This is a genomic window from Mycoplana sp. 10N416 (assembly GCF_056394765.1).
In genome coordinates this window covers 167716-190724 of the sequence record NZ_JBFTIM010000004.1, presented here as the reverse complement: position 1 = coordinate 190724, position 23009 = coordinate 167716, and the positions used below count along the sequence as shown (strand labels likewise).

Sequence of the window (23009 nt, the reverse complement as noted above, 5' to 3'; positions counted from 1 at the left end):
GATGGAGTGAGCAGATGCCCTGGCACGCATTCTTTCACCTGTAGTCGTTCTGACTCCACCGACTTTTCGAGCACCGCGCGTCGGAACCTCGTTCGGCCATTCGTCTTCAAGGCAGACAAGCTGGAGAGAGCAGCATGACCATTACAATTACCGCCTTTGAACGCTCGCCTGACGGCGGTAGGGGCTTGGCGCGTGACATGCGGGTTCGCTGGGCGCTGGAGGAAGTGGGTCAGCCCTACGAGGTTCGCCTTGTTTCTTTCAAGGCGATGAAGGAACCGGCGCACCTGGCGCTTCAGCCTTTTGGGCAGATTCCGACCTATGAGGAAGGCGATCTCATCCTGTTCGAGTCGGGGGCGATCGTGCTCCATATCGCCGAGCGCCATGCGGGCCTGCTGCCTGACGATGCGAATGCCCGGGCGCGGGCGATCACCTGGATGTTTGCCGCGCTCACCACGATGGAGCCGCCGATCGTCGACCGCGAAGTCGCCCGGTACCTGGAAGGCGACGCGGCCTGGTACGAGCAGCGCCTGACCGTCATCGACGAACGCATCCGCAAGCGGCTGAGCGAGCTTTCCGCTCGGCTTGGTGATGCCGACTGGCTCGATGGCGCGTTCAGCGCCGGTGACCTTCAGATGGTGTCGGTGCTGCTCCGGCTGAAGGGATCGGGTCTCCTGGACGAATATCCGAACCTCTCCGCCTATGTCGCCCGCGGCGAAGCCCGGCCTGCATACAAGCGTGCTTTCGCCGCGCAACTGGCGGTGTTCACCGCCGCCACGGCGGAGTGAGAGGGTCTGTTCCGGGTCCACGAGCGGTCACCGGTCTCGTCCACGAGCTTTTCAACAATATCGGTCAGAAATAGGCAATGGCGTCACAACGGCCACCGCCCATCGCGAAGGATATTCAAAATCTTCATCAATCTATGAAACGCCTCTTCCTTCAGTCGGTTCGGCGAGGAAGAAACAATGGTAGTCAAGGCATTCGGAAAGTCGTCCGCAGAGTTGAGGCAGCGGGAAGCTGATCGCCTGGCCGCACTCGAAGACCTCGATCTGCTCGACACCCCAAAAGACGAGGGGCTCGAACGCGTGGTGCGCCTGCTGAAAGAAATCTTCGCGATCGAGATAGGGATCGTTTCCCTGATTGACGCGCACCGCCAATGGTACAAGGCATGCTCGGGCCTCGTGGCTGACGAAGTCCCGCGCGAAGACACGTTCTGCCGACACATTGTTGCTTCCGAAGAGCCTGTCGTGGTGCAGGACGCCACGAAGGATCCGCGGTTTTCGCAGCATCCCGCCGTCACGGGTGATCAGCATATCCGGTTCTACGCGGGCGTTCCCCTGAAAACCAAGCAAGGACATACCATCGGAACCGTATGTGCGATCGACCGCAGGCCGAGATCGTTCGCAGGCAGAGAACTCGTCATCCTTGAGGAATTGGCCGGTGTGGCAATGGACCGGATTACGCTGCTGCAGTCGGCGGCGACGGACGGTCTCACCCAAGCCCTTACTCGTCGCGCCTTCCGCGAGGAGGCCGAACAAATCATCTCGATGGCCCTGAGGCACCAACACAGCCTGTCGTGCATCGTCCTCGACATCGACAACTTCAAGCGTGTCAACGACACCCTTGGGCATGCGGCGGGAGACGAGGTTCTCAAGGTGGTCGCTGCGACCTGCAAGTCCAACCTCAGAGCAGGTGATCTGTTCGGGCGCCTTGGAGGTGAGGAATTTGCGATCATCCTTCCGCATGTCGACCCCGAAGCCGCTCTCGCCGTTGCGGAAAAACTGAGGGCCGCAATCTCATCCCAGGCGATCGATGGAGACTTCGGCTCGCTCAACGTTACCGCCAGCTTTGGCCTGTCAGCGCTTTCGATCGTCACCAAAGAAGTCGATACGCTGCTGGCTCAGGCGGACGCGGCCATGTATCAGGCCAAGAATGGCGGCAGGAACCGGTGCGTTTCCTGGAGGTCACTCCAGGCCGAAATGGGCTCTCGTCGGCGCGTGCTGAAAGCGGGCACCATTTTGTTCAACGCTCGGCGTTCGGTGATTGATTGCACGATCAAATCCCTCGGCGTTGATGGTGCGGGCATAACCGTATCAAATTCCGCCGGCATTCCGCCGGAATTTGTCCTGGTTATCGCTGGCGAAGGCTTCGAGACGAAATGCAAGGTGATTGCGCAAGATCGTCAAAACCTCGAACTATCCTTCGGATAGGTTGCGGACGAAGAGGCTGCCAGACGACAATGCGCTTCAAAGCGGATCAATAGACGATGTCCGCTTTCGGGGGCGGCCGGCGGACCGCCCTTCGTTGCCTCACTCGTCGCCCATCTTCAGCGCGGCAATGAACGCTTCCTGCGGGATCTCGACCTTGCCGAACTGGCGCATGCGCTTCTTGCCGGCCTTCTGCTTTTCCAAGAGCTTGCGCTTGCGGGTGGCGTCGCCGCCGTAGCACTTGGCAGTCACGTCCTTGCGAAGGGCCGAGATAGTTTCGCGGGCGATGACGTTACCGCCGATGGCGGCCTGGATCGGGATCTTGAACATGTGCTTCGGGATCAGTTCCTTCAGCTTCTCGCACATTTCGCGGCCACGCTTCTCGGCCGCCATGCGGTGCACCATCATGGACAGCGCATCGACTGGCTCGCCATTCACCAGGATCGACATCTTCACCAGATTGCCTTCCTTGTGGTCGGTGATCTGGTAGTCGAAGGAGGCGTAGCCCTTGGAGATGGATTTTAGCCGGTCGTAGAAGTCGAAGACCACTTCGTTGAGCGGCAGATCGTAGGTGAGCATCGCGCGCGTGCCGACATAGGTCAGTTCGATCTGAATGCCGCGACGGTCCTGGCAGAGCTTCAGGATGCCGCCGAGATAGTCGTCGGGCGTCAGGATCGTCGCGCGGATCCACGGCTCGTGGATCTCGGAGATCTTCATCACATCCGGCATGTCGGCCGGATTGTGAAGCTCGCGCTCCGAACCGTCGGTCATGAAGAGCTTGTAGACGACCGAAGGTGCGGTCGCGATCAGGTCGAGGTCGAACTCGCGCTCGAGCCGCTCCTGGATGATTTCCAGATGCAGCAGGCCGAGGAAACCGCAGCGGAAGCCGAAGCCCAGCGCCGCGGACGATTCCATCTCGAACGAGAACGACGCGTCATTGAGGCGAAGCTTGCCCATCGCCGAGCGCAGGTCCTCGAAATCGGCCGCATCGACCGGGAAGAGGCCGCAGAACACGACCGGTTGCGCCGGCTTGAAGCCCGGCAGGGCCTTTGCCGTCGGGCGTTTGTCCTCGGTAATCGTGTCGCCGACCCGGGTATCGGCCACTTCCTTGATCGAGGCTGTGATGAAGCCGATCTCGCCGGGGCCGAGACTATCCATCGCCACCATCTTCGGCGTCAGCACGCCGACCCGCTCGACCGAGTATTTCGCGTCCGTGCCCATCATACGGATGGTCTGGCCCTTCGCCAGCCGACCCTCGATGACGCGTACCAGCACCATGACGCCGAGATAGGTATCGTACCAGCTATCGACCAGCAGCGCCTTCAGTGGCGCGCTCTCGCCGCCCGGGCTCTTCGGCGCCGGCAGCTTGTGGACGATCGCCTCGAGCACGTCGGGAATGCCGAGACCGGTCTTGGCCGAGATCAGCACGGCCTCGGAGGCGTCGATGCCGATCACTTCCTCGATCTGCTCCTTGATGCGGTCGGGCTCGGCGGCCGGCAGGTCGATCTTGTTGAGGACAGTGACAAGCTCGTGGTTGTTGTCGATCGCCTGGTAGACATTGGCGAGCGTCTGGGCTTCCACCCCCTGGCTGGCGTCAACGACGAGCAGCGAGCCCTCGCACGCCGACAGCGAGCGCGAAACCTCGTAGGCGAAGTCGACGTGGCCGGGCGTGTCGATCAGGTTGAGAATGTAGGTCTCGCCGTTCTGCGCCTTGTAGTGCAGGCGCACGGTCTGGGCCTTGATGGTGATGCCGCGCTCGCGCTCGATCTCCATGTTGTCGAGCACCTGCTCGGACATTTCGCGATCCGCAAGGCCGCCCGTCGACTGGATCAGCCGGTCGGCCAGCGTCGACTTGCCGTGGTCGATGTGGGCCACGATCGAGAAGTTGCGGATATGGTCCAGGGGCGTCGAAGAATTGGTGCTCATTGGCGCCATATAGCAGCGGCTTCAACGCCCGCAAAGCGGTAAATGAACCGGCGCTTTACCATGTTTGCGGTGTGGTGGCAGCGGCATGGTCTTTATACCGATGGCCAGCGACCCGACGGTGCGATCGACGGGCCACCCGCATCGAGGGGTTGTACGGCCACCATGCAAATCCCGATTGCAAAAACGCTGCTCCGGGTCCACCATCGTCGCGGTTTCTAGGGGAGCACGTGCGATGGTTTTCGGACCCTCCAGGCCGCCGATCACAGAGGACGTGGCGGAAGTGATTGCCAAGGACTTGATGGAGGGCGAGGGCCATACCCCGACCTCCGAAACGCCAATCGCCTTTGTCAAACATCCGGCCAATCCCACAACACCGGACCTGAACAATCGGGTGCGCTGGGTGCTCTTCGGCATCCTCGCGGCGATGCTCGTTCTGATCGCCACGCTGATTCTGCGATGAGCAGCCAGCTGGAAAAAACCGCGCCCGACCGGACGCCGGGGGCGGCTGACGCTATTCGCTGTCGGCCCTGGCGAGCGTTTCCAGCGTCGGCATCGAGGTGATGTTGAAGCCGGAATCGACATAGTGGATTTCGCCGGTCACGCCGCTGGAGAGATCCGACAGCAGATACAGCGCGGAACTGCCGACATCGTCGATGGTGACGGTGCGTCGCAGCGGCGAGTTCTTCTGCTGCCAGGACAGCATGGCGCGGGCGTCGGAGATGCCGGCGCCGGCCAGCGTGCGGATCGGGCCTGCCGAGATCGCGTTCACGCGGATGCCGCGCGGGCCGTAGTCGCCCGCCAGATAGCGGACCGAAGCCTCGAGCGCCGCCTTGGCAACGCCCATCACGTTGTAATTCGGCATCACCCGCACCGAACCGCCATAGGTCAGGGTCAGCATGGTGCCGCCCTCGTCCATCAGATCGGCGGCGCGACGGGCGATTTCGGTGAAGGAGAAGCAGGAGATCACCATGGTGCGGGTGAAATTATCCCGCGAGGTGTCCGCATAAAGCCCCTTCAGCTCGTTCTTGTCAGAGAAGCCGATGGCGTGGACGATGAAATCGAGCTTGCCCCAGCGCTCCTTGATCGAGGCGATGACGGCATCGACAGACGCAATGTCCTCGACGTCGCAGGGCAGCAGGAACTCGGAGCCGAGTTCGGCTGCCAGCGGCTTGACGCGCTTGCCGAGTGCCTCGCCCTGGTAAGTGAAGGCGAGTTCCGCCCCCTGCCCGGCCAGCGCCTTGGCGATGCCCCAGGCGATCGAGTGATTGTTCGCGACCCCCATGATCAGGCCGCGCTTTCCCTTCATGATCCCCGTCATTTCGTCTCTCATCCGTTGTAGCGCTGGAAGACCAGCGTCGCGTTGGTGCCGCCGAAGCCGAAGGAATTGGACAGTGCGATGTCGAGTTTGGCGTTGTCGATGCGCTTGCGAACGATCGGCACGCCGTCGAATTCCGGGTCGAGCTCGGCGATATGCGCACTTTCGCCGATAAAGCCCGCCTGCATCATCAAGAGGCTGTAGATCGATTCCTGCACGCCGGCGGCGCCCAGGGAATGACCGGTGAGCGACTTCGTCGACTGGATGTGCGGGATCTTGTCGCCGAAGACTTCGCGAATGGCGCCGATCTCCTTCGAATCGCCGACCGGCGTCGAGGTCCCGTGCGTGTTGACGTAGTCGACTTCGCCCTTCACCGTCGAAAGCGCCTGGCGCATGCAGCGCACTGCACCCTCGCCCGACGGGGCGACCATGTCGTAACCGTCCGACGTCGCGCCGTAGCCGACGATCTCGGCATAGATCTTCGCGCCGCGAGCCTTGGCACGTTCCAGTTCCTCGAGAACCAGCACACCGGCGCCACCGGCAATGACGAAGCCGTCGCGGTTGACGTCATAGGCGCGCGAGGCGGTAGCCGGCGTCTCGTTGTACTTCGAGGACATCGCGCCCATGGCATCAAAGAGGTTCGACATCGACCAATCGAGATCCTCGTGGCCGCCGGCGAACATCACGTCCTGCTTGCCCCATTGGATCATTTCGGCGGCGTTGCCGATGCAGTGTGCGGAGGTCGAGCAAGCCGACGAGATTGAATAGTTGACGCCGTGAAGCTTGAACCAGGTGGCAAGCGTGGCCGACGCGGTCGACGACATCGCCTTCGGCACGGCAAACGGGCCGATGCGCTTCGGGCTGCCGTTCTTGAGCGTGATGTCGGAGGCCTCCACGATCGTGCGCGTCGACGGGCCACCGGAGCCCATGATGATGCCGACGCGCTCGTTCTGGGCGTAGTCCGCTTCGTCCAGGCCGGAATCGGCGATCGCCTGCTTCATCGCGACATGGTTCCAGGCGCCGCCCTGCGACAGGAAGCGCATGGCGCGGCGATCGACCAGATCGGTCGCGTCGAGATTGGGCGCACCCCAAACCTGGCACTTGAAGCCGTGATCGGCGAAGTCCTTGGAAAAGCTGATGCCAGACCTGGCGTCGCGCAGCGAAGCCGTCACCTCGTCCGCATTGTTCCCGATGGAGGACACGATCCCCAAACCCGTGACAACAACCCGTCTCATTTCAACAGACCTTTTCTATTTTTGTCGCTCGATACGCGCAGCGGCCTCACTCGGCCTTGTCTTTCGACAGGCCGACGCGCAGGTCGGTCGCCTGGTAGATCGTCTCGCCGTCAGCCTTCAGCCAGCCGTCCGCCGTGCCGAGAACCAGACGTCCGCGCATGACGCGCTTGAAGTCGATGCCGTATTCGAGCAGCTTCGTATTCGGCCGCACCATGCCCTTGAACTTCACTTCGCCGGTGGACAGCGCCATGCCGCGGCCGGGCTCGCCGAGCCAGCCGAGGAAGAAGCCGGTGAGCTGCCACATGCCGTCGAGGCCGAGGCAGCCCGGCATGATCGGGTTGCCCTGGAAGTGGCAGGGAAAATACCAATCGTCGGGACGCACGTCGTATTCCGCGCGGAGGTAGCCCTTGTCGAAGGCACCGCCCGTTTCGGAAATATCGGTGATGCGATGGACCATGAGCATCGGCGGAAGCGGCAGCTGGGCGTTGCCCGGGCCGAAAAGCTCACCGCGTCCGCAGGAGAGGATTTCTTCATAGTTGAAGCTGGACTGCCTGGTGGTCATGGACTTTTCTTCCCCGGTCCTAAAGTTCTTATCATCCAGCATTAGAGCAGGATGGCACCAAATTGAAAGCGCCGGCTCGATCCCGCGCCGCTGAGGAGAGCCGCATCCCGGTCGAAATGCGGCGTCATTTTCGCGTTCCGCATACATGATGACCGGGTCTACAGCTAGTCTAAAGTGCCGACCGGATCGCCAAACTACTGGTTTTCCGCATTGCGCCGCATGGTCGCACATTTCAAAACTATTGAATCCGCCGGTTCCAAAAGTTATATCGAAACGTCAAGATTGTTCTGCAAGGTCCGGTAAGTGGATTTGTCACCAATGGCGCATGCAAGAGAAGTTAGCCTCGAAGCGCGGTTGCGCGACTGCGGCCTGCGGCCCACGCGGCAGCGCATTGCGCTGGCCGATCTTCTCTTCGCCAAGGGCGATCGCCACCTGACCGTCGAGGAACTGCACGAGGAGGCCGTCAACGCAGGCGTCCCCGTTTCGCTCGCAACGGTCTACAACACGCTGCACCAGTTCACGGAAGCAGGGCTTCTCCGCGTCTTGGCCATGGAAGGCTCGCGTACCTATTTCGACACCAACATTTCCGACCACCATCATTTCTTCGTCGAGGGCGAGAACGAGGTGCTCGACATTCCGTTGAGCAGCATCGAGATCGGCAACCTGCCCGAACCGCCCGAGGGCATGGAAATCGCCCACGTCGACGTCATCATCCGGCTGCGCTCGAAAAAGTCTCGCTGACGCTGGCCTTTCGGAGACCTCTCTTCTGCACCATCGCCGACCTACATCACGTCGTCGGGATGTCGCCCGGGGCGTGGTTTGTAGACGGGAAAGCGCCAGCCGAACCGCAACGCGCCCCCGCGCACGAGAAAGGCGGCGACGAAGCCTGCCGCCGAGGCGGCCGCAAGCGGCGCGCCAACCAGGCCCGCAGCCGTGAACACCGAGGCGCCAGTAAGTGCCGCAGTCACGTAGATCTCCGGCCGCAACAGAATGGTCGGCTCGCTTGCCAGCACATCGCGCAGGATACCGCCGACGCTCGCAGTCATGACACCGGTCGCGACCGCGACGGTCGGAGAGCCCGTCGCCGCCAATCCCTTGGCCGCCCCCATCACGCTGTATGCCGCCATGCCGAGCGCGTCGAACCACAACAGCAGGCGATAGCGCGACTCGAACAAATGCGCGGTGAAGAAGACCACCAGCCCTACGGCGACGCACACGATCAGATAGGTCGGCTTGGCCACCCAGAAAACCGGCGCGGCACCCAGAATCAGATCGCGAAACGTGCCACCACCGATCCCCGTCGCCGCCGCCAGGAAGAGAAAGCCGATCACATCGAGCTGTTTGCGGGAAGCCGAAAGCGCACCGGTCGCGGCAAACACGGCGACGCCGGCATAGTCGAGCAGTTCGAGTATCGTCACGCGTTCCCCTTCTCACAGCGGTCGTCGCGACAGACAGCCAGCCTCGCGACAGATTGATCAGGCAATGATGCGGTCCAAATAGCCCACGCGCGCCGAGAAGAGGCGTGCGGCGCTATCTTGACCGATCCCACCATCATGGAAAGGCCTCGCACGATGTTTTCCCGCTTTGCCCTTCGGATAGCCCTTCTATCCTTTGCCCTGGTCCAGGCAGTACCGGGCCAGGCGGCGGAAATCATCGATAATGCGGTCGCCTACGAGAAGACCCAGGTGGCCGAACAGTGCAAAACGGCGGTCTATGGTGACGACTTCGCCGCCGTCGTCGACTTCAACAATGACGGCCTGGACGACGCGATCACCAATCTCGGCGCGGTCAATTGCGACGGGATCGATGGCAAGCTCTGCGGCAGTGTCGGCTGCCCCCACAATTTTTACGTCGGCGTCGCGGAAGGCGGATATGTCTTCATCGCCAACGCCGATCTCTACGGATACGAACTGAAGAAGCGCTACGGCAACCTCGTGTTCGAGATGAAGGCCAACGCCGCCTCCTGCGGTCGCGACAACGACGAATACTGCATCATCACCAGCCGCGTCCGCGGCCTGCGCTTCGACACCATCTCCAAGAGATAGACGCCGGCCACGCTAGGTCGGGTCGAATCAGCCCGGCAGCAGCGACGGTGTACGCCCGGCGAGGTAATAGGCAAGGAGCCCGACCCATTCCCGCATCGCCGTCGTGGTCAGTTGCGCGTTGGCCGAGGGCTGGGTGAAATCCAGCGCCAACCGCGCGGCGCCGCTCGTGCGGTAATCCGTCGGCCAGGGCAGAACGTTCAGGCCAGCCTTGCCAAACAGCCCGATCGCGCGCGGCATGTGGAAGGCCGAGGTCACCAGCAGGCAATTGTCCAAACCGTTTTCGGCAAGCAGGCTTTTCGTGTTCTCGACGTTCTCGAAGGTCGTCCGCGAGCCGGTCTCCTGAATCAGGCGCCCGGCCGGAATCCCGAAACTTCCGAAAAACTCGGTCGCAACGGCGGCGTCGCCGGCATAGCGGCCACTGAACGAGCCATCTCCGCCGGAGACCAGAATGCGAGTATCCGGATAGGTCTGCGCCAGCCGCAGCGTTTCCACGAAGCGGTCGCCTGCCTGGTTCATCTCCAGCCCGCCGCGCGAAGCGATCACCTCCGCCTCGAAACTGCCGCCGAGCACGATGATGCAGCCCGGCCCGGCGCTCGGCATCGCAGCTCTCGGAATGTGGTTCTCCAGCACCTGCAGCATGACCGTGCCGGTGCTGGTGTAGAGGGCGACGAAGAGGATCAATGCGGACATCGCCATCGACAGCGCCTGCAGGCGTTTTCGACCGAACCAACCGAAGACAAGCGCGAAAACGATGGCGAAGAAGGCCATCGACAGTGGCTGTGCGGCCAGCCAGAAAATCTTCGATGCGAGATAGCTCACGTACACTCCATCAATGACGATGCGTTCAGCGGGGCCGAATCGTTTCCGCGGAGGGAACCACGCGTGAGGCACAAAGAAAAGGCCACGCCGCGCCATTCAGGCCGGCGTCGCTGCCATACTACCTGACCGCAGGCACCGCCTGCTTGCCGCGACGAAGGTAGACGACCCCGGCTGCGAGCAGAACTCCGGCGACGAGGACAGCTGTCGCGACCAGCGGCCGGTAGGCAATCCAGGCGATCGCAATCACCACGGGCCCTATCAGCATCGTCAGGACGAGCGCCACGGCACCGGTACCGAAGCGGACGATCGATCCGATGAACGGCACCACATCGGCGATCACGCCGAGGATCGACAGCATCATCGCAAAGCCGACGAAGATCCCTACCAGACCGCTGGCGCGAACCAACCAGGTGATGAGGGTGTTCTCACTTTGCGCCGCGTCGAACATCCGCGCTGCATCCACGACCCCTGCCTCGCTCAGGAACAGTGTGCGTCCGTTGCTGGTCCGATAGCCGACAAGCCCGTCGCCCCGCTGCGCGCCAACGAAGCTCGCCTCGCCGAGATCGACCCGCTCCAACCGGACGCGCAGATCGCCGACCGCCGGTTTGCGGGGATCTTCGGAGAGGATCGCCCAGCCGTTTTGTATCGATGCGGATGCGTCCACATCGATGATAGCGCCTATTTGCACGGCATCATCGGATGTCAGCTTGATCGCGGTGCTCCGGCCCAGAGCGGCAGCCGCCTCGCCGTCGACCCGGAATGCCCCAAGGCGGGCACTGTCGACGGTGAAGAAAGCCCCCTCGATCGGCATGTCCGGATTGTCGTGCCCGGATTGGCGAAAACCGCCGGAATCAATGGCGTCGCTTCGCCATTCCTTGGCGTAGGTATAGGTTGTGACCGTCTCTTCGCTGCCGCCGAGCTGCTTCTGGGTCTCGGACTTTTCCTGCTGGACCCACTGGTACATTTCCACGATACGCCGGACGGCGAAGGCACGTTCCGCCGAGACGACAAGTTCGTCGTCCGCCGGCACGCCATCGGGCGTAATGGCGCCGGCGACATGCACCAGCCTGCCTTCGTTCGCAGGATCCATCGATGCGCTGTCGACCGAAACAACCAGCCCCGCACCTTCGACCAGCGCCCGGTAGGTCGTCACCGAACGGCCTTCGTTCCAGGCAAGCAGCCAGATGCAGCCGCAGACCAGCACGATGCCGACCAGGATCATGACAAGAGCGTTCTTGAGCCTGGCAAACCAGGACGTCGTGGTCGTTTCGGTAAAGCTCATCGTCAAATCCCCGGCCAAGCGCTGCAATGGCAGCCCGGCTTCTTAAAACGTATCCGAATTAAAAAAGGGAATACGAGGCAGCCGACAGCCCCGCTTAGGCTGCCGTTTCCATCAAGAATGGACGGATTTACCGCTTGCCCCACAGAACCTTGAAGCGAGCGTTGCGGCAGACTTCGCCGCTGTCCTTGAAGGCTTCCTTCAACACCGGCTCATAGGGCAGGCCGCGGTTGGCGACCATCAGGAGCCGGCCGCCGGATTTTAGCGACTTTGCCGCCATGCGGATCATCGCCGCACCGAGGCCGTGGTCGGCGGCGTGGCCTTCGTGGAAGGGCGGGTTCATGACGATCAGGTCGTAGTGGTCGCGCGGCGCTTCGGCGGTCAGGTCCTGCCAGAAGAAGCGGGCCGGCACGTCGGGGCAGTTCTCGGCCATGTTCGCCTTGGCCGCCTCCAGCGCATTGTAGTCCGCCTCGAACAGGTCGACCCCCTTGAGACCGGGCGCCTGCTCGCAAAGCAGCGCCGAGAGATAGCCCCAGCCCGCGCCAAAATCGGCTGCATGGCCGCGGAAGTCGGCCGGAATCCGGCTTGCCAGCAGTTCGGAGCCTTCATCGACGCGATCGTGCGAGAACATGCCCGGCGCGGCGGTGAAGCGGCCTTCGACGCGGACGGACCTGGCCGTCAGCGCCATTGCAGCCTCGCTGACATCGGCAGGACGAGTAAACCAGAACGCGACGCCATGATGCTTCGGCGCGTGATCGCCGCCGAATTCATAACGGTCGATGCGCTTGCGCAGCGACTGGATGCCATCCTCCTTGCCACCGGCGACCAGGATCAGGCCGCCCTCGCGTACGCGCAGCAAGGCTTCGGCGATGCGGTTCTCGTTTTCCCCCTTGTGCTTGCTGCAAAGCACGAGCGCGCCGTCATAGCCCTCGCCTTCGGCAACCGGCACCACCTTCGCGCGCGCCGCCTCCAGCGCCCGGAACAAGGGCCGCAGGGGCTGTACCGCGTCGATCTCCGCCGCAAATCCCTCCGGCGGGCGCTGGCCGGCTTCGGCACCAAGGAAAAGGTAGCGCTGGCCTTCGGCCGGCATGTCGACCAGGCCGGCGGCAAAGGGATGGAACAGGGTTTTAAGCGCGTCGCGGCTCATGGACTGGACTTTCAGGAGGTGTGCGGATTGTTCCCGCTTCTTCAATGAAAAAGGGGCGCGGAACATGCCGCTCCGCGCCCCCGCATTCGATCGAGACGATGTTACTCGGCAGCCTCGCCGCCGTCGCTCTTCTTCTCGGCTGCAACTTCCTTGCCGGTCGCCTGGTCGACGACCTTCATCGACAGGCGCACCTTGCCGCGCTCGTCGAAGCCCATGAGCTTGACGAAGACCTTGTCGCCTTCCTTGACGACATCGGTGGTCTTGGCGACGCGCTCGGAGGAGAGCTGCGAAATGTGAACCAGACCGTCACGCGGGCCGAAGAAGTTGACGAAGGCGCCGAAGTCGGCGGTCTTGACGACCGTGCCCTCGTAGACCTGGCCGACTTCCGGTTCGGCGACGATCGAGTGGATCCACTTGCGGGCCGCTTCGATCTCCTTGGCCGAGGAAGAGGCGATCTTGACGGTGCCGTCGTCCTCGATGTTGACCTTGGCGCCGGTCTTTTCGACGATCTCGCGGATGACCTTGCCGCCCGAACCGATGACTTCGCGGATCTTGTCGACCGGGATGTTCATCACTTCGATGCGCGGAGCGAACTCGCCGAGTTCCGAACGGCTCTCGGTGATGGCCTTGGCCATTTCGCCGAGGATGTGCAGACGGCCGCCCTTGGCCTGGTTCAGCGCGACATTCATGATCTCTTCGGTGATGCCGGCGATCTTGATGTCCATCTGCAGCGAGGTGATGCCGGCTTCGGTGCCCGCAACCTTGAAGTCCATGTCGCCGAGGTGGTCTTCGTCACCCAGGATGTCGGAGAGAACGGCGAAGCGCTCGTCTTCCTTGATCAGGCCCATGGCGATACCGGCGACCGGCTTGGCCAGCGGAACGCCGGCATCCATCAGCGCCAGCGAGGTGCCGCAGACGGTGGCCATCGACGACGAGCCGTTGGACTCGGTGATCTCGGAGACGACGCGCAGCGTGTAGGGGAACTGCTCGGTTGCCGGCAGCATCGGGCGGATAGCGCGCCATGCGAGTTTGCCGTGACCGATTTCGCGGCGGCCCGGGGAACCCATGCGGCCCGTTTCACCGACCGAGAAGGGCGGGAAGTTGTAGTGGAGCATGAAACGCTCCTTGTACATGCCGGTCAGGCTGTCGACATACTGCTCGTCTTCGCCGGTGCCGAGCGTGGCAACGACGATCGCCTGCGTCTCGCCACGGGTGAACAGCGCCGAGCCGTGCGTGCGCGGCAGGAGGCCGACTTCCGAGACGATCGGACGGACAGTGACGAGGTCACGGCCATCGATGCGGCTCTTGGTGTCGAGGATGTTCCAGCGGACGATCTTGGCCTGCAGGTGCTTGAAGACCGCGCCGATGACTTCGGCGGTGTGCTTCGGCTCCGCACCTTCCGGGAAGAAGTGGGCCTTCACCTTCGCCTTGACGGCGTCGACAGCGGCGTAACGGGCGGCCTTCTCGGTGATCTTGTAGGCGTCGCGCAGTTCGGCTTCGGCGATCGCCAGCATCTCGGCCTCGAGCGCGGAATGATCTTCCGGTTCGAACTCGCGCGGTTCCTTGGCAGCGACTTCAGCGAGCTTGATGATGGCGTCGATGACCGGCTGGAAGCCCTTCTGGCCGAAGACGACGGCGCCGAGCATGATGTCTTCCGGAAGCTCCTTGGCTTCGGATTCGACCATCAGGACCGCGTCCTGCGTGCCGGCGACGACGAGGTCGAGCGAAGATTCGTCCATCTCGTCGAGATGCGGGTTGAGGACGTAGTCGCCGTTGATGTAGCCGACGCGGGCGCCGCCGATCGGGCCCATGAACGGGATGCCGGAAAGCGTCAGCGCCGCGGAAGCGGCAACCATCGACAGAACGTCCGGATTGTTTTCCAGGTCATGCTGCATGACCGTGACGATCACCTGGGTGTCGTTCTTGTAGCCTTCCGGGAAGAGCGGGCGGATCGGGCGGTCGATCAGGCGCGAGACGAGGGTCTCGTTCTCGCTCGGACGGCCTTCGCGCTTGAAGTAGCCGCCCGGGATCTTGCCGGCGGCATAGGTCTTTTCCTGGTAGTTGACGGTCAGCGGGAAGAAGTCCTGGCCGGGCTTGGGCGCCTTGGCCGAGACGACGGTGGCGAGAACGACGGTCTCGCCGTAGGTGGCGAGAACCGCACCGTCAGCCTGACGGGCGATCTTGCCGGTTTCGAGCTTGAGCGGACGACCCGCCCATTCGATTTCAACCGTGTGGGTATCGAACATGTCTTGTCCTTACGTGTTGCGGAGATACGCACCGCCGCCTTGCCGGCGCAGGTGGTTCTATCCGCATTCGTGACGCATCATGGGCAAGACAACGGGAGGCTTCCTGTTCCTGGCTCTGCTCACCGTCCGGTTCCGGCGCGTCGCGCCGGCGGACACAGGCGAGCGCCTGAAGCATCCTGCAATCCTGCCCCATGACAGGTCATCGGTTGGTTCCGCAGGTCCGGCCCATCCGGCCTGCTGGAGGTGTCTCGTTCCGATCAGCGGAACAGCAGCGGAAATCTTCCGCGAATACGACTGGCGGGCGTCCCGTGAGGAACGCCCGCCAGGAAACCTTTAGCGGCGGATGCCCAGAGCAGCAATCAGCTTGCTGTAACGGGCCTCGTCCTTCTTCTTGAGGTAGTCAAGAAGCGAGCGGCGGCTCGAAACCATCGTCAGGAGGCCACGACGGGAGTGGTTGTCCTTCTTGTGGCCCTTGAAGTGTTCCGTCAGGTTGTTGATGCGCTCGGTCAGGATGGCAACCTGGACTTCCGGCGAACCGGTGTCGCCTTCGACGGTTGCGTATTCCTTGATCAGCGCAGCCTTGCGCTCAGCAGTGATCGACATCGGTGATCCTTTCTTGAAATGGAGGACTTTGGGTCGCCAATCGCCGGGATGTCGTCCAGCGATGGCCATTAAGGCAGACGGAAACGTGTCCGCATGCTGGCGCTGCCTATAAACCATTCGAGTCCGAAATGGAAGGGGCGTCGATCAGGCTGACCGCGTGCCGGCCCTCACCGCATATCGCCTTCAGACTTCCCCTTCACCAGCCCCCTCGCCTACCCCCTCCTTGAGCTTCGACAACGGGATCGAAAACCGCCATTCTATTCCGTCCGCATGCATTCTACGTTCCAGCTCCGCGTCCAAGGCAATGCCGAGCATGCGTTCCAGCACGACGCTTCCAAAACCCTTCGGTTGTGTCTCGGCCAGGCCCGGATCGAAATTCGAACAGCTTTCGCGCCAGACAAGGTTCAGGCGGTCTGCCTCCAGTCCCCAGGACAATTCGACGATGCCGCTGTCATTGGCGAACGCGCCATGCTTGGCCGCGTTGGTCGCAAGCTCGTGAAGCGCCATGCCCAGCGTTTGCGATGCCTGACTGTCGAGCCGCACCGGCGGCCCGGACACCCGAACCCGTCCGGCATCGACGGGCACGAAGGGTTTCAGCTGGTTTTCGGCAAGCTCGGCGAGGTCGACGCCAAGCGCGGCATTCGTGATCATCAGTTCGGTCGATCGTGCAAGCCCGGCCAGCCGCTTGCGGAAGGAATCGGCGAAGGCCACGGCCGTTTCTCTTGTGCTGACGGACTGGTTCAACATCGCCTGGATGACGGTCAGCTGGTTCTTGGAGCGATGCGCCACCTCGCGCATGAGAAACCGTATCTCGTTCTCGGCCCGTGTCCGTGCTTCGGCTGCCTCCGACAGAGCTTTGGATACCGTGTCGAGCTCCGCGATAACGTGGCGCCGCGGCGGCACGCGTTCGCCCATCCCGAGCCGCTTGGCGTCATGCGCAAGCAGACGCACATCCCGCGAAAGAATCCGTGCAATGAGGACGGCACCTGCCGTCGCCAGCGTGGCGATGATCGCCCCGCCGGCAGTCAACCATAGCAGCGACGACATCGCCGTTGCCCGAACATCCGCCGCCTTCGCCCAGGCAACGATCTTCCAGCCGGTCAGGGGCGAAAAGTCCGTCACGACCTGATAGTCGACGTCCTGATGGCGCGCGCTGCCAAGGCCGATCCGCAAGGCGGGAACCACCTGAAGGAAGAATGGATCGCCGGTGTTGATCGCGGGGTCGGTCGACACGATCACTTTGCCAGCATCGTCCAGCACGGCTGCATTCCACTCCGGAGAAAGAATGTCCGGGTTCACGACCTTGAGCAGATGACCCGCATCCTGCGTCAGGGTCAACAATATCCGCTCGCCGGAATTGAGCCGGACAGGATAATGCACATTGAAGACCCAGTTCTGTGCGGTTTTCCCGAAAAACAGGCTGGATACTGCGGGTCTGTCGGTCGCAAATGCCTTTTCCGCCGTCGCTCGATCCGCTGTCTGGCCGAGCTCGGTGCCATAAGGCACGCGCGAATTCAGTCGCTGCTGATAGTCCGGACCGATCACAAGCAGATGGGCATTCGTCCCCACCAGCGCCGTATCCGCCTGTACCTGCAGGTTCCGGTAGTCGCCAGTCTGCAGATAGTTGGAGGTCGAGAAGAACGCCAGCATCGACAGCATGGACGACACCTCGCGGTCGATCACCCTGTTTACAGACTCGGTCGAGGCTTTCAAAAGCAGTTCAACCGCGCGCTCCTGGGCCTCGTTCGTCCGGTTGAGGACGATCGTGGCGTATATGAAGGAAGGCAGGACGACCACGAGAATGAGGCAGACCAGGTAGAAAGCGACCGGACGGCGCATTCGTTCGCGCCAGCTGTCCCAACCGTTGGGTTGGCTTGGTGCTGTCGGTCTGCCTTTTTTGCTCATCGTCAACCGGGGCCGCTCCGCGTAATGCGCTTCGCGCTACTGCTTGCCTGGCATTGCACCGCCGTCGAAATGTCAGTGTCTGCTGTACCATTCAGCCTTGCGTATTGACGGAAATCAAGTCGCGACATCTGGTCATTCCGCGACATGCAGGCGAGACCCAGCGATCAAATGCCGTGTTTGCAAACGAGCGCCAGGGGAGTATTGCCGGCGTCGTTGCAGATAATTTTCCAGAAAGGAAATCCACGTGAAGCTCTACTATTCGCCCGGCGCCTGCTCGATGGCCTCCCATGTAATCCTCCACGAAATTGGGAAGCCTTTCGAGGTCGAACAGGTTAGCACCAAGACCAAGGTCATGGAGAGCGGCCGGGACTACTGGGCGATCAATCCCAAGGGCGCCGTGCCTGCGCTCGAAATCGCCGAAGGCGAAATCCTCACCGAAGGCCCGGCAATCCTTCAGTACATCGCAGACTCCAATGGCGCGACCGACCTTGCGCCGCCGGCCGGGACCTTGGCCCGCGCGCGCGTGAACGAAATGCTGAGCTTTGTCGGATCGGAGCTGCACAAGGCGTTCAGCCCTATCTTCCAGCCCGGCAAGACGGATGCGGAAAAGGACGCCGCACGCGAAATGGTCGGCAAGAAGTTCGCCTGGCTGGAATCGTGTCTCGCCGATGGCCGGGCCTACTTGACCGGCTCAGCCTTCACGGTCGCGGATGCCTACGCGTTCGTCGTCGCCAGCTGGGCAAACGTCACCGGCATTTCGCTTGCCGCCTGGCCCAATCTCACGGCTTACGTCGAGCGGATCGCGGCGCGCCCGTCCGTTCAGGCGACGCTGAAAGCCGAAGGTCTCGCCTGATCGGCTAAATTGTGCGCGCGGCCCGGCCGCGCGCATCGGCTTAGCTGAACACCCGCTTCGGGCGGAATTCGCCGCCGCCGATCTCGCCGATTGCAACAAGCTTGCCGCGCGCCGTGACATAGGCCTCGTCGGCGGTTACCGGTGCGTCGCGGCCACGCAGGATGATCGGATTGCCCATCCGCAAGCGATGCGCCTGGTCGTCGTTGACGACGATCTGCGGCAGGCTCGACAGCGCCTCGGCGGTCTCAATCAGGAACGCATCCAGGGCCGCGAGCCGCTCGGCCTCGTCTTCGATCGACTCAAGCGCAGTCAGATCCGCAAGCGGGACCATGTCTTCCTCGCCGAACGGAGCGACATAGGTGCGGCGCAGTTCCGAGATATGACCGTAGCAGCCAAGATCGCGACCGAAATCGCGGGCAAGCGCGCGCACATAGGTGCCCTTTCCGCACTCGACCTCGAACTGCGCCGTGTTTGCGTCCGGGCAGCCGAGAAGCGTCAGGCGATGAATTTCGACCTCGCGCGAGGGTATTTCCACCGTCTCGCCGTCACGGGCAATGTCATAGGCGCGTTCCCCGTCGATCTTGATCGCCGAGAACTGCGGCGGGACCTGCTGGATGACACCGGTATAGCCCGGCAGCAAGGCCTTGATCGCATCCGCGGTCGGGCGTGTATCGGACGACCGCGTCACCTCGCCCTCGAGATCGTCGGTCGCGCGCTCCTCGCCCCAGGTCACGGTAAACTCATAGATCTTGCGGCCGTCCATGACATACGGGACCGTCTTCGTCGCATCGCCGAGCGCTATCGGCAGCATGCCGGAGGCGAGCGGATCGAGCGTGCCGGCATGGCCGGCCTTCTGCGCCTTGAACAGCCACTTGATCTTGGAAACGGCTTCGGTCGAGCCGAAATCAAACGGCTTGTCGAGGATCAGCCAGCCCGAGATCGGGCGGCCCTTGGGTTTACGTGGTTTGGACATTCGTATCTTCGATTATTGTTCGTCGGTGTCGTCGAGATCGCGGGCGACCTCGGGCGAGCGCAGCAGCTCGTCGATCTTCTGGTAGTTGTCGAAGCTCGTGTCGTCGCGGAAGCGCACGTCCGGCATGTATTTCATCTGCCTGAGCTGCGGCCCGAGCCTGCCGCGGATGTATTTCGCATGTTTGTTCAGCGCCTCGATAACGGCGTTGTGATCCGACACGCCAAGCGGGGTGACATACGCCGTCGCGTGCTTCAGGTCGGGCGACATGCGCACTTCGGATATGGAGATCACCGTCTTCTCGATCAGCGGATCGCGCACTTCGCCGCGCTGCAGGACCTGCGTGATCGCCGCCCGCACCTGTTCGCCGACGCGCAGCATGCGCTGCGAGGGGGCGGAGGAAGTTGCTCTGGTCATTGTCGTTACCTTCAAAAAAATGCGAGCGCCGAAAACTCCGGCGCTCGCATGATAGCTGAGTGGACGAGCCCTTACAGCGTGCGCGTGATGTGCTCCACGCGGAAGCACTCGATCGTGTCGCCGGCGCGGATGTCCTCGTAGTTTTCGAAGGCCATGCCGCACTCCTGACCGGACTGCACTTCCGAGACCTCGTCCTTGAAGCGCTTGAGCGTCTTGAGCTTGCCCTCGTGGATGACGACGTTGTCGCGGACCAGGCGAACGCCGACACCACGCTCGACCTTGCCTTCGGTGACGCGGCAGCCGGCGACCTTGCCGACCTTGGTGATGTTGAACACCTCCAGGATCTCGGCGTTGCCGAGGAAGGTCTCGCGGCGCTCCGGCGACAGCAGGCCCGACATCGCCGCCTTCACGTCATCCATCAGGTCGTAGATGATGTTGTAGTAGCGGATCTCGATGCCCTGACGCTCGGCGAGGCTGCGGGCCTGCGCGTTGGCGCGGACGTTGAAGCCGATGATGGCGGCGTTCGACGCTTCGGCGAGCGAGATGTCCGACTCGGTGATGCCGCCCGCGCCCGAATGGACGATGCGAGCGCGCACCTCGTCGGTGCCGAGCTTTTCGAGCGAGCCGGCGATGGCTTCGATCGAGCCCTGCACGTCACCCTTGATGACGAGCGGGAACTCCTTCAGGCCGGACGAGTGCAGCTGGCTCATCATCTGCTCGAGCGAGCCACGCGAACCCGACTGGCGCGCCACCTGCTTCTCGCGGGCGAGGCGCTGGCGGTACTCGGAGATTTCGCGGGCACGGCTCTCGCTCTCGACGACGGCGAACTTGTCGCCGGCAGCCGGCGTACCCGAAAGGCCGAGAATCTCGACCGGCGTCGAGGGACCAGCAGCCTTCACATGCTCGCCCTTGTCGGTGACGAGGGCGCGGACGCGGCCCCACTGGTCGCCGGCAACGATGATCTGGCCCGGGGCCAGCGTACCCTTCTGGACGAGGACGGTGGCGACGGCGCCGCGGCCGCGATCGAGTTCGGCTTCGACGACGACACCTTCGGCGGTGCGGTTCGGGTTGGCCTTGAGATCGAGGATTTCGGCCTGCAGCAGAACCGCTTCGAGGAGCTTGTCGAGGTTGGTGCCGTTCTTCGCCGATACCTCGACGTCGAGCACTTCACCGCCCATGGTCTCGACGAAGACCTCGTGCTGCAGCAGCTGCGTGCGCACCTTCTGCGGGTCGGCCGTCGGCTTGTCGACCTTGTTGATCGCCACGATGATCGGCACGCCCGCCGCCTTGGCGTGGTTGATGGACTCGATCGTCTGCGGCATGACGCTATCGTCGGCTGCGACGACGAGGATCGCGATGTCGGTCGCCTGCGCACCGCGGGCACGCATCGCCGTGAAGGCGGCGTGGCCGGGGGTGTCGATGAAGGTGATCTTGTTGCCGTCCTGCTCGACCTGGTAGGCGCCGATGTGCTGGGTGATGCCACCCGCTTCCCCGGCCACCACGTTCGCATGGCGAATGGCGTCGAGCAGCGAGGTCTTGCCGTGGTCGACGTGACCCATGATGGTGACGATCGGCGGGCGCGACACCAGCTCCGCCTCGTCGTCGGAAACGTTGAAGATGCCCTCTTCGACGTCCGATTCCGATACGCGCTTGACGGTGTGGCCGAATTCGCCGGCGATCAGCTCCGCCAGGTCGGCGTCGATCAGGTCGCCCGGCTTCATCATCTGGCCTTCCTTCATCAGGTACTTGATGACGTCGACGGCGCGTTCGGACATGCGCTGCGACAGTTCCTGAATCGTGATGGTTTCCGGCAGAACGACTTCGCGCGAAATCTTCTCGCGGGTCTCCTGCATCATGGAGCGCTTGAACTTCTCCTGGCGGCGACGCATGGCCGACAGCGAACGGCCGCGCTGCGTGCCGTCCTCGTCCGTCGACGCTGTCGTCAGCGTCAGCTTGCCCTGGCGGCGTCCCTCGTCGCCCTTCGGGCGGGCCGGCACCTTGGCAGGCTCGGGACGCGTGACCTTGCCGCGTGCCGGACCGCTTGGACCGCGTGCGCGGCTCTCCTCTTCTTCGGTTTCACGGCGACCGCGTGCGCCAACAGCTGGGGCGGCGGTCGGGGCGGCCGGACGGGCGCCCTGCGGACGCGGCGCTACAACGGGGGGAACAACTGGCGCTTCGACGGGTGCGGCAGCCTGCTCGACGATGGTCTCGCCGCGCGCTTCGGCAGCGGCCCGGAGCTCGGCCTCTTCCTTCTCGCGCTGGATGCGCGCTTCCTCATCGGCCTTGCGGCGCGCTTCTTCCTCGACCTTGCGGCGCGCCTCTTCCTCGGCGCGGCGGCGCGCGTCCTCGACCTCGCGCACCTGCGCTTCGGCAAGCGCCCTGCGGCGGGCCTCGATCTCTTCCGGCGAAAGCTGGTTCAGCACGACACCCATGCGCGGGCGCTGCGGTTCCTGGCGCGGCGGCGGAGCCGGCTGATGGCGCACGGGCTGCTCGGCGACACGCGGCGACGGCGCCGGCGTATGGACCGGCGGGCGCTCGTCCTCCGGCCGCGACGGACGCCGCTTGCGGGTCTCGACCACGACGGCCTTCGTGCGGCCACGGCCCATGTCCTGACGCACTGTACCCTGCTGAACCCCCGAGGGCTTCAGGGTCAGCGTCTTCTTGCCCGCTACGCTGATCGTCTTGTCGTCTTTGTTGTCCGTCATTCCGTTTCCGTTCCGTTAGATCAGGGCCGGATGCGTATCACCAGACCCTGTCGTTCAATTGGTGTCGCTAGATGCCGGTTTCGGCCGGTCACCCGCGTCATTGCTTTGGCTGGCGAGCGTCGCCCTGCGCCCGAACCGAGCCATCGCCACGGTACCTTTCGAGCATGATTGCGCGCTTCACTACACCCTCACCCGCCTGCCCTGCAAGCGCCGCGGCATGGATAAAAGCATTCTGGCCCAAAAGCGCCTCCATTTCCGCCTCCGTCACGAAGCGGAACGAAGGCACTTCTGTCTCTTCGTCCGCGGCGAACATATAGGCCCTCCGCGCCTGGTCAATCTTGCGGACGCCATCGGCGGCAGCGTCGGCAGCGTGGAACACCGCAAGCGCCGCGCCCGCGCGCACCGCCTTGTCGACGTTCATGCCGCCGGTGATGAACTGTCCAGCCTTGCGGGCCATGTTCATCATGCCCGCAAGCTGCCCCAGGAGGAGCCGTTCAACTTCAGCGCCGAGATCGGCCGATGCCTTGACGTCCGCCTTGAGCGCGCGACCGAAGAGCTTCCTGGCCACCGCCTTGTCGATCAGCGCCCGTTCAGCCTTCACCCAGCACCCGCGACCCGGAAGTTGCCGCTTCAAGTCGGCGACCACATTGCCGTCCGGACCGGCGACGAAGCGGATCAGCATGTCGGGATCGCCGCTCTCGCGGGTCACGATGCACATCCGGCCGAGTTCGCCGTCGTCCTTCGTTCTTTTCTCGGGCAACGGCATCTCCAGCTGCTG

Annotated in this window: 21 protein-coding genes; 6 read left to right on the top strand and 15 right to left on the bottom strand. The window is 63.1% G+C overall.

The features are described 5' to 3' along the window. The first annotated feature begins 134 nt into the window (after nucleotides 1-134). Both AC1DDS_RS10250 and AC1DDS_RS10245 read left to right on the top strand, forming a co-directional pair. On the top strand, nucleotides 135-785 hold the full coding sequence (locus AC1DDS_RS10250) for a glutathione S-transferase family protein (protein WP_477478808.1): 651 nt from the start codon (nucleotides 135-137) through the stop codon (nucleotides 783-785). Between the two features lie 177 nt (nucleotides 786-962). Next, nucleotides 963-2207 carry a sensor domain-containing diguanylate cyclase gene (locus AC1DDS_RS10245; protein WP_477478807.1) on the top strand — a complete coding sequence of 415 codons (1245 nt, stop codon included), beginning with the start codon at nucleotides 963-965 and terminating at the stop codon, nucleotides 2205-2207. A 99-nt stretch (nucleotides 2208-2306) separates the two neighbouring features. Here the strand turns inward: AC1DDS_RS10245 and lepA are convergent, their stop codons facing one another. Further along, on the bottom strand, nucleotides 2307-4139 hold the full coding sequence (lepA, locus tag AC1DDS_RS10240) for a translation elongation factor 4 (protein WP_477478806.1): 1833 nt from the start codon (nucleotides 4137-4139) through the stop codon (nucleotides 2307-2309). Between the two features lie 223 nt (nucleotides 4140-4362). On the opposite strand from lepA, the gene AC1DDS_RS10235 reads away from it, so the two are divergent. Further along, nucleotides 4363-4590 carry a hypothetical protein gene (locus AC1DDS_RS10235; protein ID WP_477478805.1) on the top strand — a complete coding sequence of 76 codons (228 nt, stop codon included), beginning with the start codon at nucleotides 4363-4365 and terminating at the stop codon, nucleotides 4588-4590. A 51-nt stretch (nucleotides 4591-4641) separates the two neighbouring features. On the opposite strand, the gene fabI is transcribed toward AC1DDS_RS10235, so the two are convergent. Genes fabI through fabA form a run of 3 tightly spaced genes read right to left on the bottom strand, consistent with a single transcriptional unit; the run spans nucleotide 4642 to nucleotide 7242 of the window. Then, the gene (gene fabI, locus AC1DDS_RS10230; protein WP_477478804.1) at nucleotides 4642-5448 is read right to left on the bottom strand and encodes an enoyl-ACP reductase FabI; all 807 of its coding nucleotides are present in this window, start codon (nucleotides 5446-5448) and stop codon (nucleotides 4642-4644) included. Nucleotides 5449-5456: 8 nt separating this feature from the next. Next, a complete protein-coding gene (fabB, locus tag AC1DDS_RS10225) occupies nucleotides 5457-6680 on the bottom strand; it encodes a beta-ketoacyl-ACP synthase I (protein ID WP_477478803.1) in 1224 nt (407 codons plus the stop codon). Nucleotides 6681-6726: 46 nt separating this feature from the next. Further along, nucleotides 6727-7242 (bottom strand): 3-hydroxyacyl-[acyl-carrier-protein] dehydratase FabA, encoded by a 516-nt coding sequence (fabA, locus tag AC1DDS_RS10220; RefSeq protein ID WP_477478802.1) that lies wholly within the window; start codon nucleotides 7240-7242, stop codon nucleotides 6727-6729. Nucleotides 7243-7560: 318 nt separating this feature from the next. Between fabA and irrA the strand changes: the two genes are divergently transcribed. Beyond that, nucleotides 7561-7983, top strand: a complete 423-nt coding sequence (gene irrA / locus AC1DDS_RS10215) for an iron response transcriptional regulator IrrA (protein WP_477478801.1) — start codon at nucleotides 7561-7563, stop codon at nucleotides 7981-7983. A gap of 41 nt (nucleotides 7984-8024) precedes the next feature. Here the strand turns inward: irrA and AC1DDS_RS10210 are convergent, their stop codons facing one another. After that, nucleotides 8025-8660: a trimeric intracellular cation channel family protein gene (locus tag AC1DDS_RS10210; RefSeq protein ID WP_477478800.1), complete on the bottom strand. Its 636-nt coding sequence runs from the start codon at nucleotides 8658-8660 to the stop codon at nucleotides 8025-8027. Nucleotides 8661-8777: 117 nt separating this feature from the next. Here AC1DDS_RS10210 and AC1DDS_RS10205 point away from each other — a divergent pair, with 117 nt between their 5' ends. Then, a complete protein-coding gene (locus tag AC1DDS_RS10205; protein ID WP_477478799.1) occupies nucleotides 8778-9287 on the top strand; it encodes a hypothetical protein in 510 nt (169 codons plus the stop codon). 27 nt (nucleotides 9288-9314) lie between these two features. On the opposite strand, the gene AC1DDS_RS10200 is transcribed toward AC1DDS_RS10205, so the two are convergent. The 6 genes from AC1DDS_RS10200 to AC1DDS_RS10175 form a co-directional block, all read right to left on the bottom strand. After that, nucleotides 9315-10055: a YdcF family protein gene (locus AC1DDS_RS10200; RefSeq protein ID WP_477479014.1), complete on the bottom strand. Its 741-nt coding sequence runs from the start codon at nucleotides 10053-10055 to the stop codon at nucleotides 9315-9317. A 169-nt stretch (nucleotides 10056-10224) separates the two neighbouring features. Next, the gene (locus AC1DDS_RS10195) at nucleotides 10225-11388 is read right to left on the bottom strand and encodes a TMEM43 family protein (RefSeq protein ID WP_477478798.1); all 1164 of its coding nucleotides are present in this window, start codon (nucleotides 11386-11388) and stop codon (nucleotides 10225-10227) included. Nucleotides 11389-11515: 127 nt separating this feature from the next. Then, nucleotides 11516-12532: a class I SAM-dependent methyltransferase gene (locus tag AC1DDS_RS10190; RefSeq protein WP_477478797.1), complete on the bottom strand. Its 1017-nt coding sequence runs from the start codon at nucleotides 12530-12532 to the stop codon at nucleotides 11516-11518. 101 nt (nucleotides 12533-12633) lie between these two features. Then, on the bottom strand, nucleotides 12634-14778 hold the full coding sequence (pnp, locus tag AC1DDS_RS10185; protein ID WP_477478796.1) for a polyribonucleotide nucleotidyltransferase: 2145 nt from the start codon (nucleotides 14776-14778) through the stop codon (nucleotides 12634-12636). Between the two features lie 333 nt (nucleotides 14779-15111). Beyond that, on the bottom strand, nucleotides 15112-15381 hold the full coding sequence (gene rpsO / locus AC1DDS_RS10180) for a 30S ribosomal protein S15 (protein WP_112600475.1): 270 nt from the start codon (nucleotides 15379-15381) through the stop codon (nucleotides 15112-15114). A gap of 183 nt (nucleotides 15382-15564) precedes the next feature. Continuing rightward, nucleotides 15565-17220, bottom strand: coding sequence for a sensor histidine kinase (locus AC1DDS_RS10175; protein ID WP_477478795.1), 1656 nt, complete (start codon nucleotides 17218-17220; stop codon nucleotides 15565-15567). Nucleotides 17221-17530: 310 nt separating this feature from the next. Here AC1DDS_RS10175 and gstA point away from each other — a divergent pair, with 310 nt between their 5' ends. Beyond that, a complete protein-coding gene (gene gstA / locus AC1DDS_RS10170) occupies nucleotides 17531-18139 on the top strand; it encodes a glutathione transferase GstA (protein ID WP_477478794.1) in 609 nt (202 codons plus the stop codon). 40 nt (nucleotides 18140-18179) lie between these two features. Here gstA and truB read toward each other — a convergent pair whose 3' ends face one another. From truB to AC1DDS_RS10150, 4 genes are all read right to left on the bottom strand, one after another. Then, nucleotides 18180-19112: a tRNA pseudouridine(55) synthase TruB gene (gene truB, locus AC1DDS_RS10165; RefSeq protein ID WP_477478793.1), complete on the bottom strand. Its 933-nt coding sequence runs from the start codon at nucleotides 19110-19112 to the stop codon at nucleotides 18180-18182. A 12-nt stretch (nucleotides 19113-19124) separates the two neighbouring features. Then, nucleotides 19125-19526 (bottom strand): 30S ribosome-binding factor RbfA, encoded by a 402-nt coding sequence (gene rbfA, locus AC1DDS_RS10160; protein ID WP_477478792.1) that lies wholly within the window; start codon nucleotides 19524-19526, stop codon nucleotides 19125-19127. Nucleotides 19527-19597: 71 nt separating this feature from the next. After that, entirely contained in the window at nucleotides 19598-22231 is a 2634-nt protein-coding gene (gene infB, locus AC1DDS_RS10155) for a translation initiation factor IF-2 (protein WP_477478791.1), read from the bottom strand. A gap of 97 nt (nucleotides 22232-22328) precedes the next feature. Further along, on the bottom strand, nucleotides 22329-22997 hold the full coding sequence (locus tag AC1DDS_RS10150; RefSeq protein ID WP_477478790.1) for an RNA-binding protein: 669 nt from the start codon (nucleotides 22995-22997) through the stop codon (nucleotides 22329-22331). Nucleotides 22998-23009 lie beyond the last annotated feature (12 nt).

What these genes read in the sequence shown, in the direction of transcription:
- AC1DDS_RS10250 (WP_477478808.1), top strand. Translation starts at nt 135, where the DNA reads ATGACCATTACAATTACCGCCTTTGAACGCTCGCCTGACGGCGGTAGG.
- AC1DDS_RS10245 (WP_477478807.1), top strand. Translation starts at nt 963, where the DNA reads ATGGTAGTCAAGGCATTCGGAAAGTCGTCCGCAGAGTTGAGGCAGCGG.
- lepA (WP_477478806.1), bottom strand. Translation starts at nt 4,139, where the DNA reads ATGGCGCCAATGAGCACCAATTCTTCGACGCCCCTGGACCATATCCGC.
- AC1DDS_RS10235 (WP_477478805.1), top strand. Translation starts at nt 4,363, where the DNA reads ATGGTTTTCGGACCCTCCAGGCCGCCGATCACAGAGGACGTGGCGGAA.
- fabI (WP_477478804.1), bottom strand. Translation starts at nt 5,448, where the DNA reads ATGACGGGGATCATGAAGGGAAAGCGCGGCCTGATCATGGGGGTCGCG.
- fabB (WP_477478803.1), bottom strand. Translation starts at nt 6,680, where the DNA reads ATGAGACGGGTTGTTGTCACGGGTTTGGGGATCGTGTCCTCCATCGGG.
- fabA (WP_477478802.1), bottom strand. Translation starts at nt 7,242, where the DNA reads ATGACCACCAGGCAGTCCAGCTTCAACTATGAAGAAATCCTCTCCTGC.
- irrA (WP_477478801.1), top strand. Translation starts at nt 7,561, where the DNA reads ATGGCGCATGCAAGAGAAGTTAGCCTCGAAGCGCGGTTGCGCGACTGC.
- AC1DDS_RS10200 (WP_477479014.1), bottom strand. Translation starts at nt 10,055, where the DNA reads ATGGCCTTCTTCGCCATCGTTTTCGCGCTTGTCTTCGGTTGGTTCGGT.
- AC1DDS_RS10195 (WP_477478798.1), bottom strand. Translation starts at nt 11,388, where the DNA reads ATGAGCTTTACCGAAACGACCACGACGTCCTGGTTTGCCAGGCTCAAG.
- AC1DDS_RS10190 (WP_477478797.1), bottom strand. Translation starts at nt 12,532, where the DNA reads ATGAGCCGCGACGCGCTTAAAACCCTGTTCCATCCCTTTGCCGCCGGC.
- pnp (WP_477478796.1), bottom strand. Translation starts at nt 14,778, where the DNA reads ATGTTCGATACCCACACGGTTGAAATCGAATGGGCGGGTCGTCCGCTC.
- rpsO (WP_112600475.1), bottom strand. Translation starts at nt 15,381, where the DNA reads ATGTCGATCACTGCTGAGCGCAAGGCTGCGCTGATCAAGGAATACGCA.
- AC1DDS_RS10175 (WP_477478795.1), bottom strand. Translation starts at nt 17,220, where the DNA reads ATGCGCCGTCCGGTCGCTTTCTACCTGGTCTGCCTCATTCTCGTGGTC.
- truB (WP_477478793.1), bottom strand. Translation starts at nt 19,112, where the DNA reads ATGTCCAAACCACGTAAACCCAAGGGCCGCCCGATCTCGGGCTGGCTG.
- rbfA (WP_477478792.1), bottom strand. Translation starts at nt 19,526, where the DNA reads ATGACCAGAGCAACTTCCTCCGCCCCCTCGCAGCGCATGCTGCGCGTC.
- infB (WP_477478791.1), bottom strand. Translation starts at nt 22,231, where the DNA reads ATGACGGACAACAAAGACGACAAGACGATCAGCGTAGCGGGCAAGAAG.
- AC1DDS_RS10150 (WP_477478790.1), bottom strand. Translation starts at nt 22,997, where the DNA reads ATGCCGTTGCCCGAGAAAAGAACGAAGGACGACGGCGAACTCGGCCGG.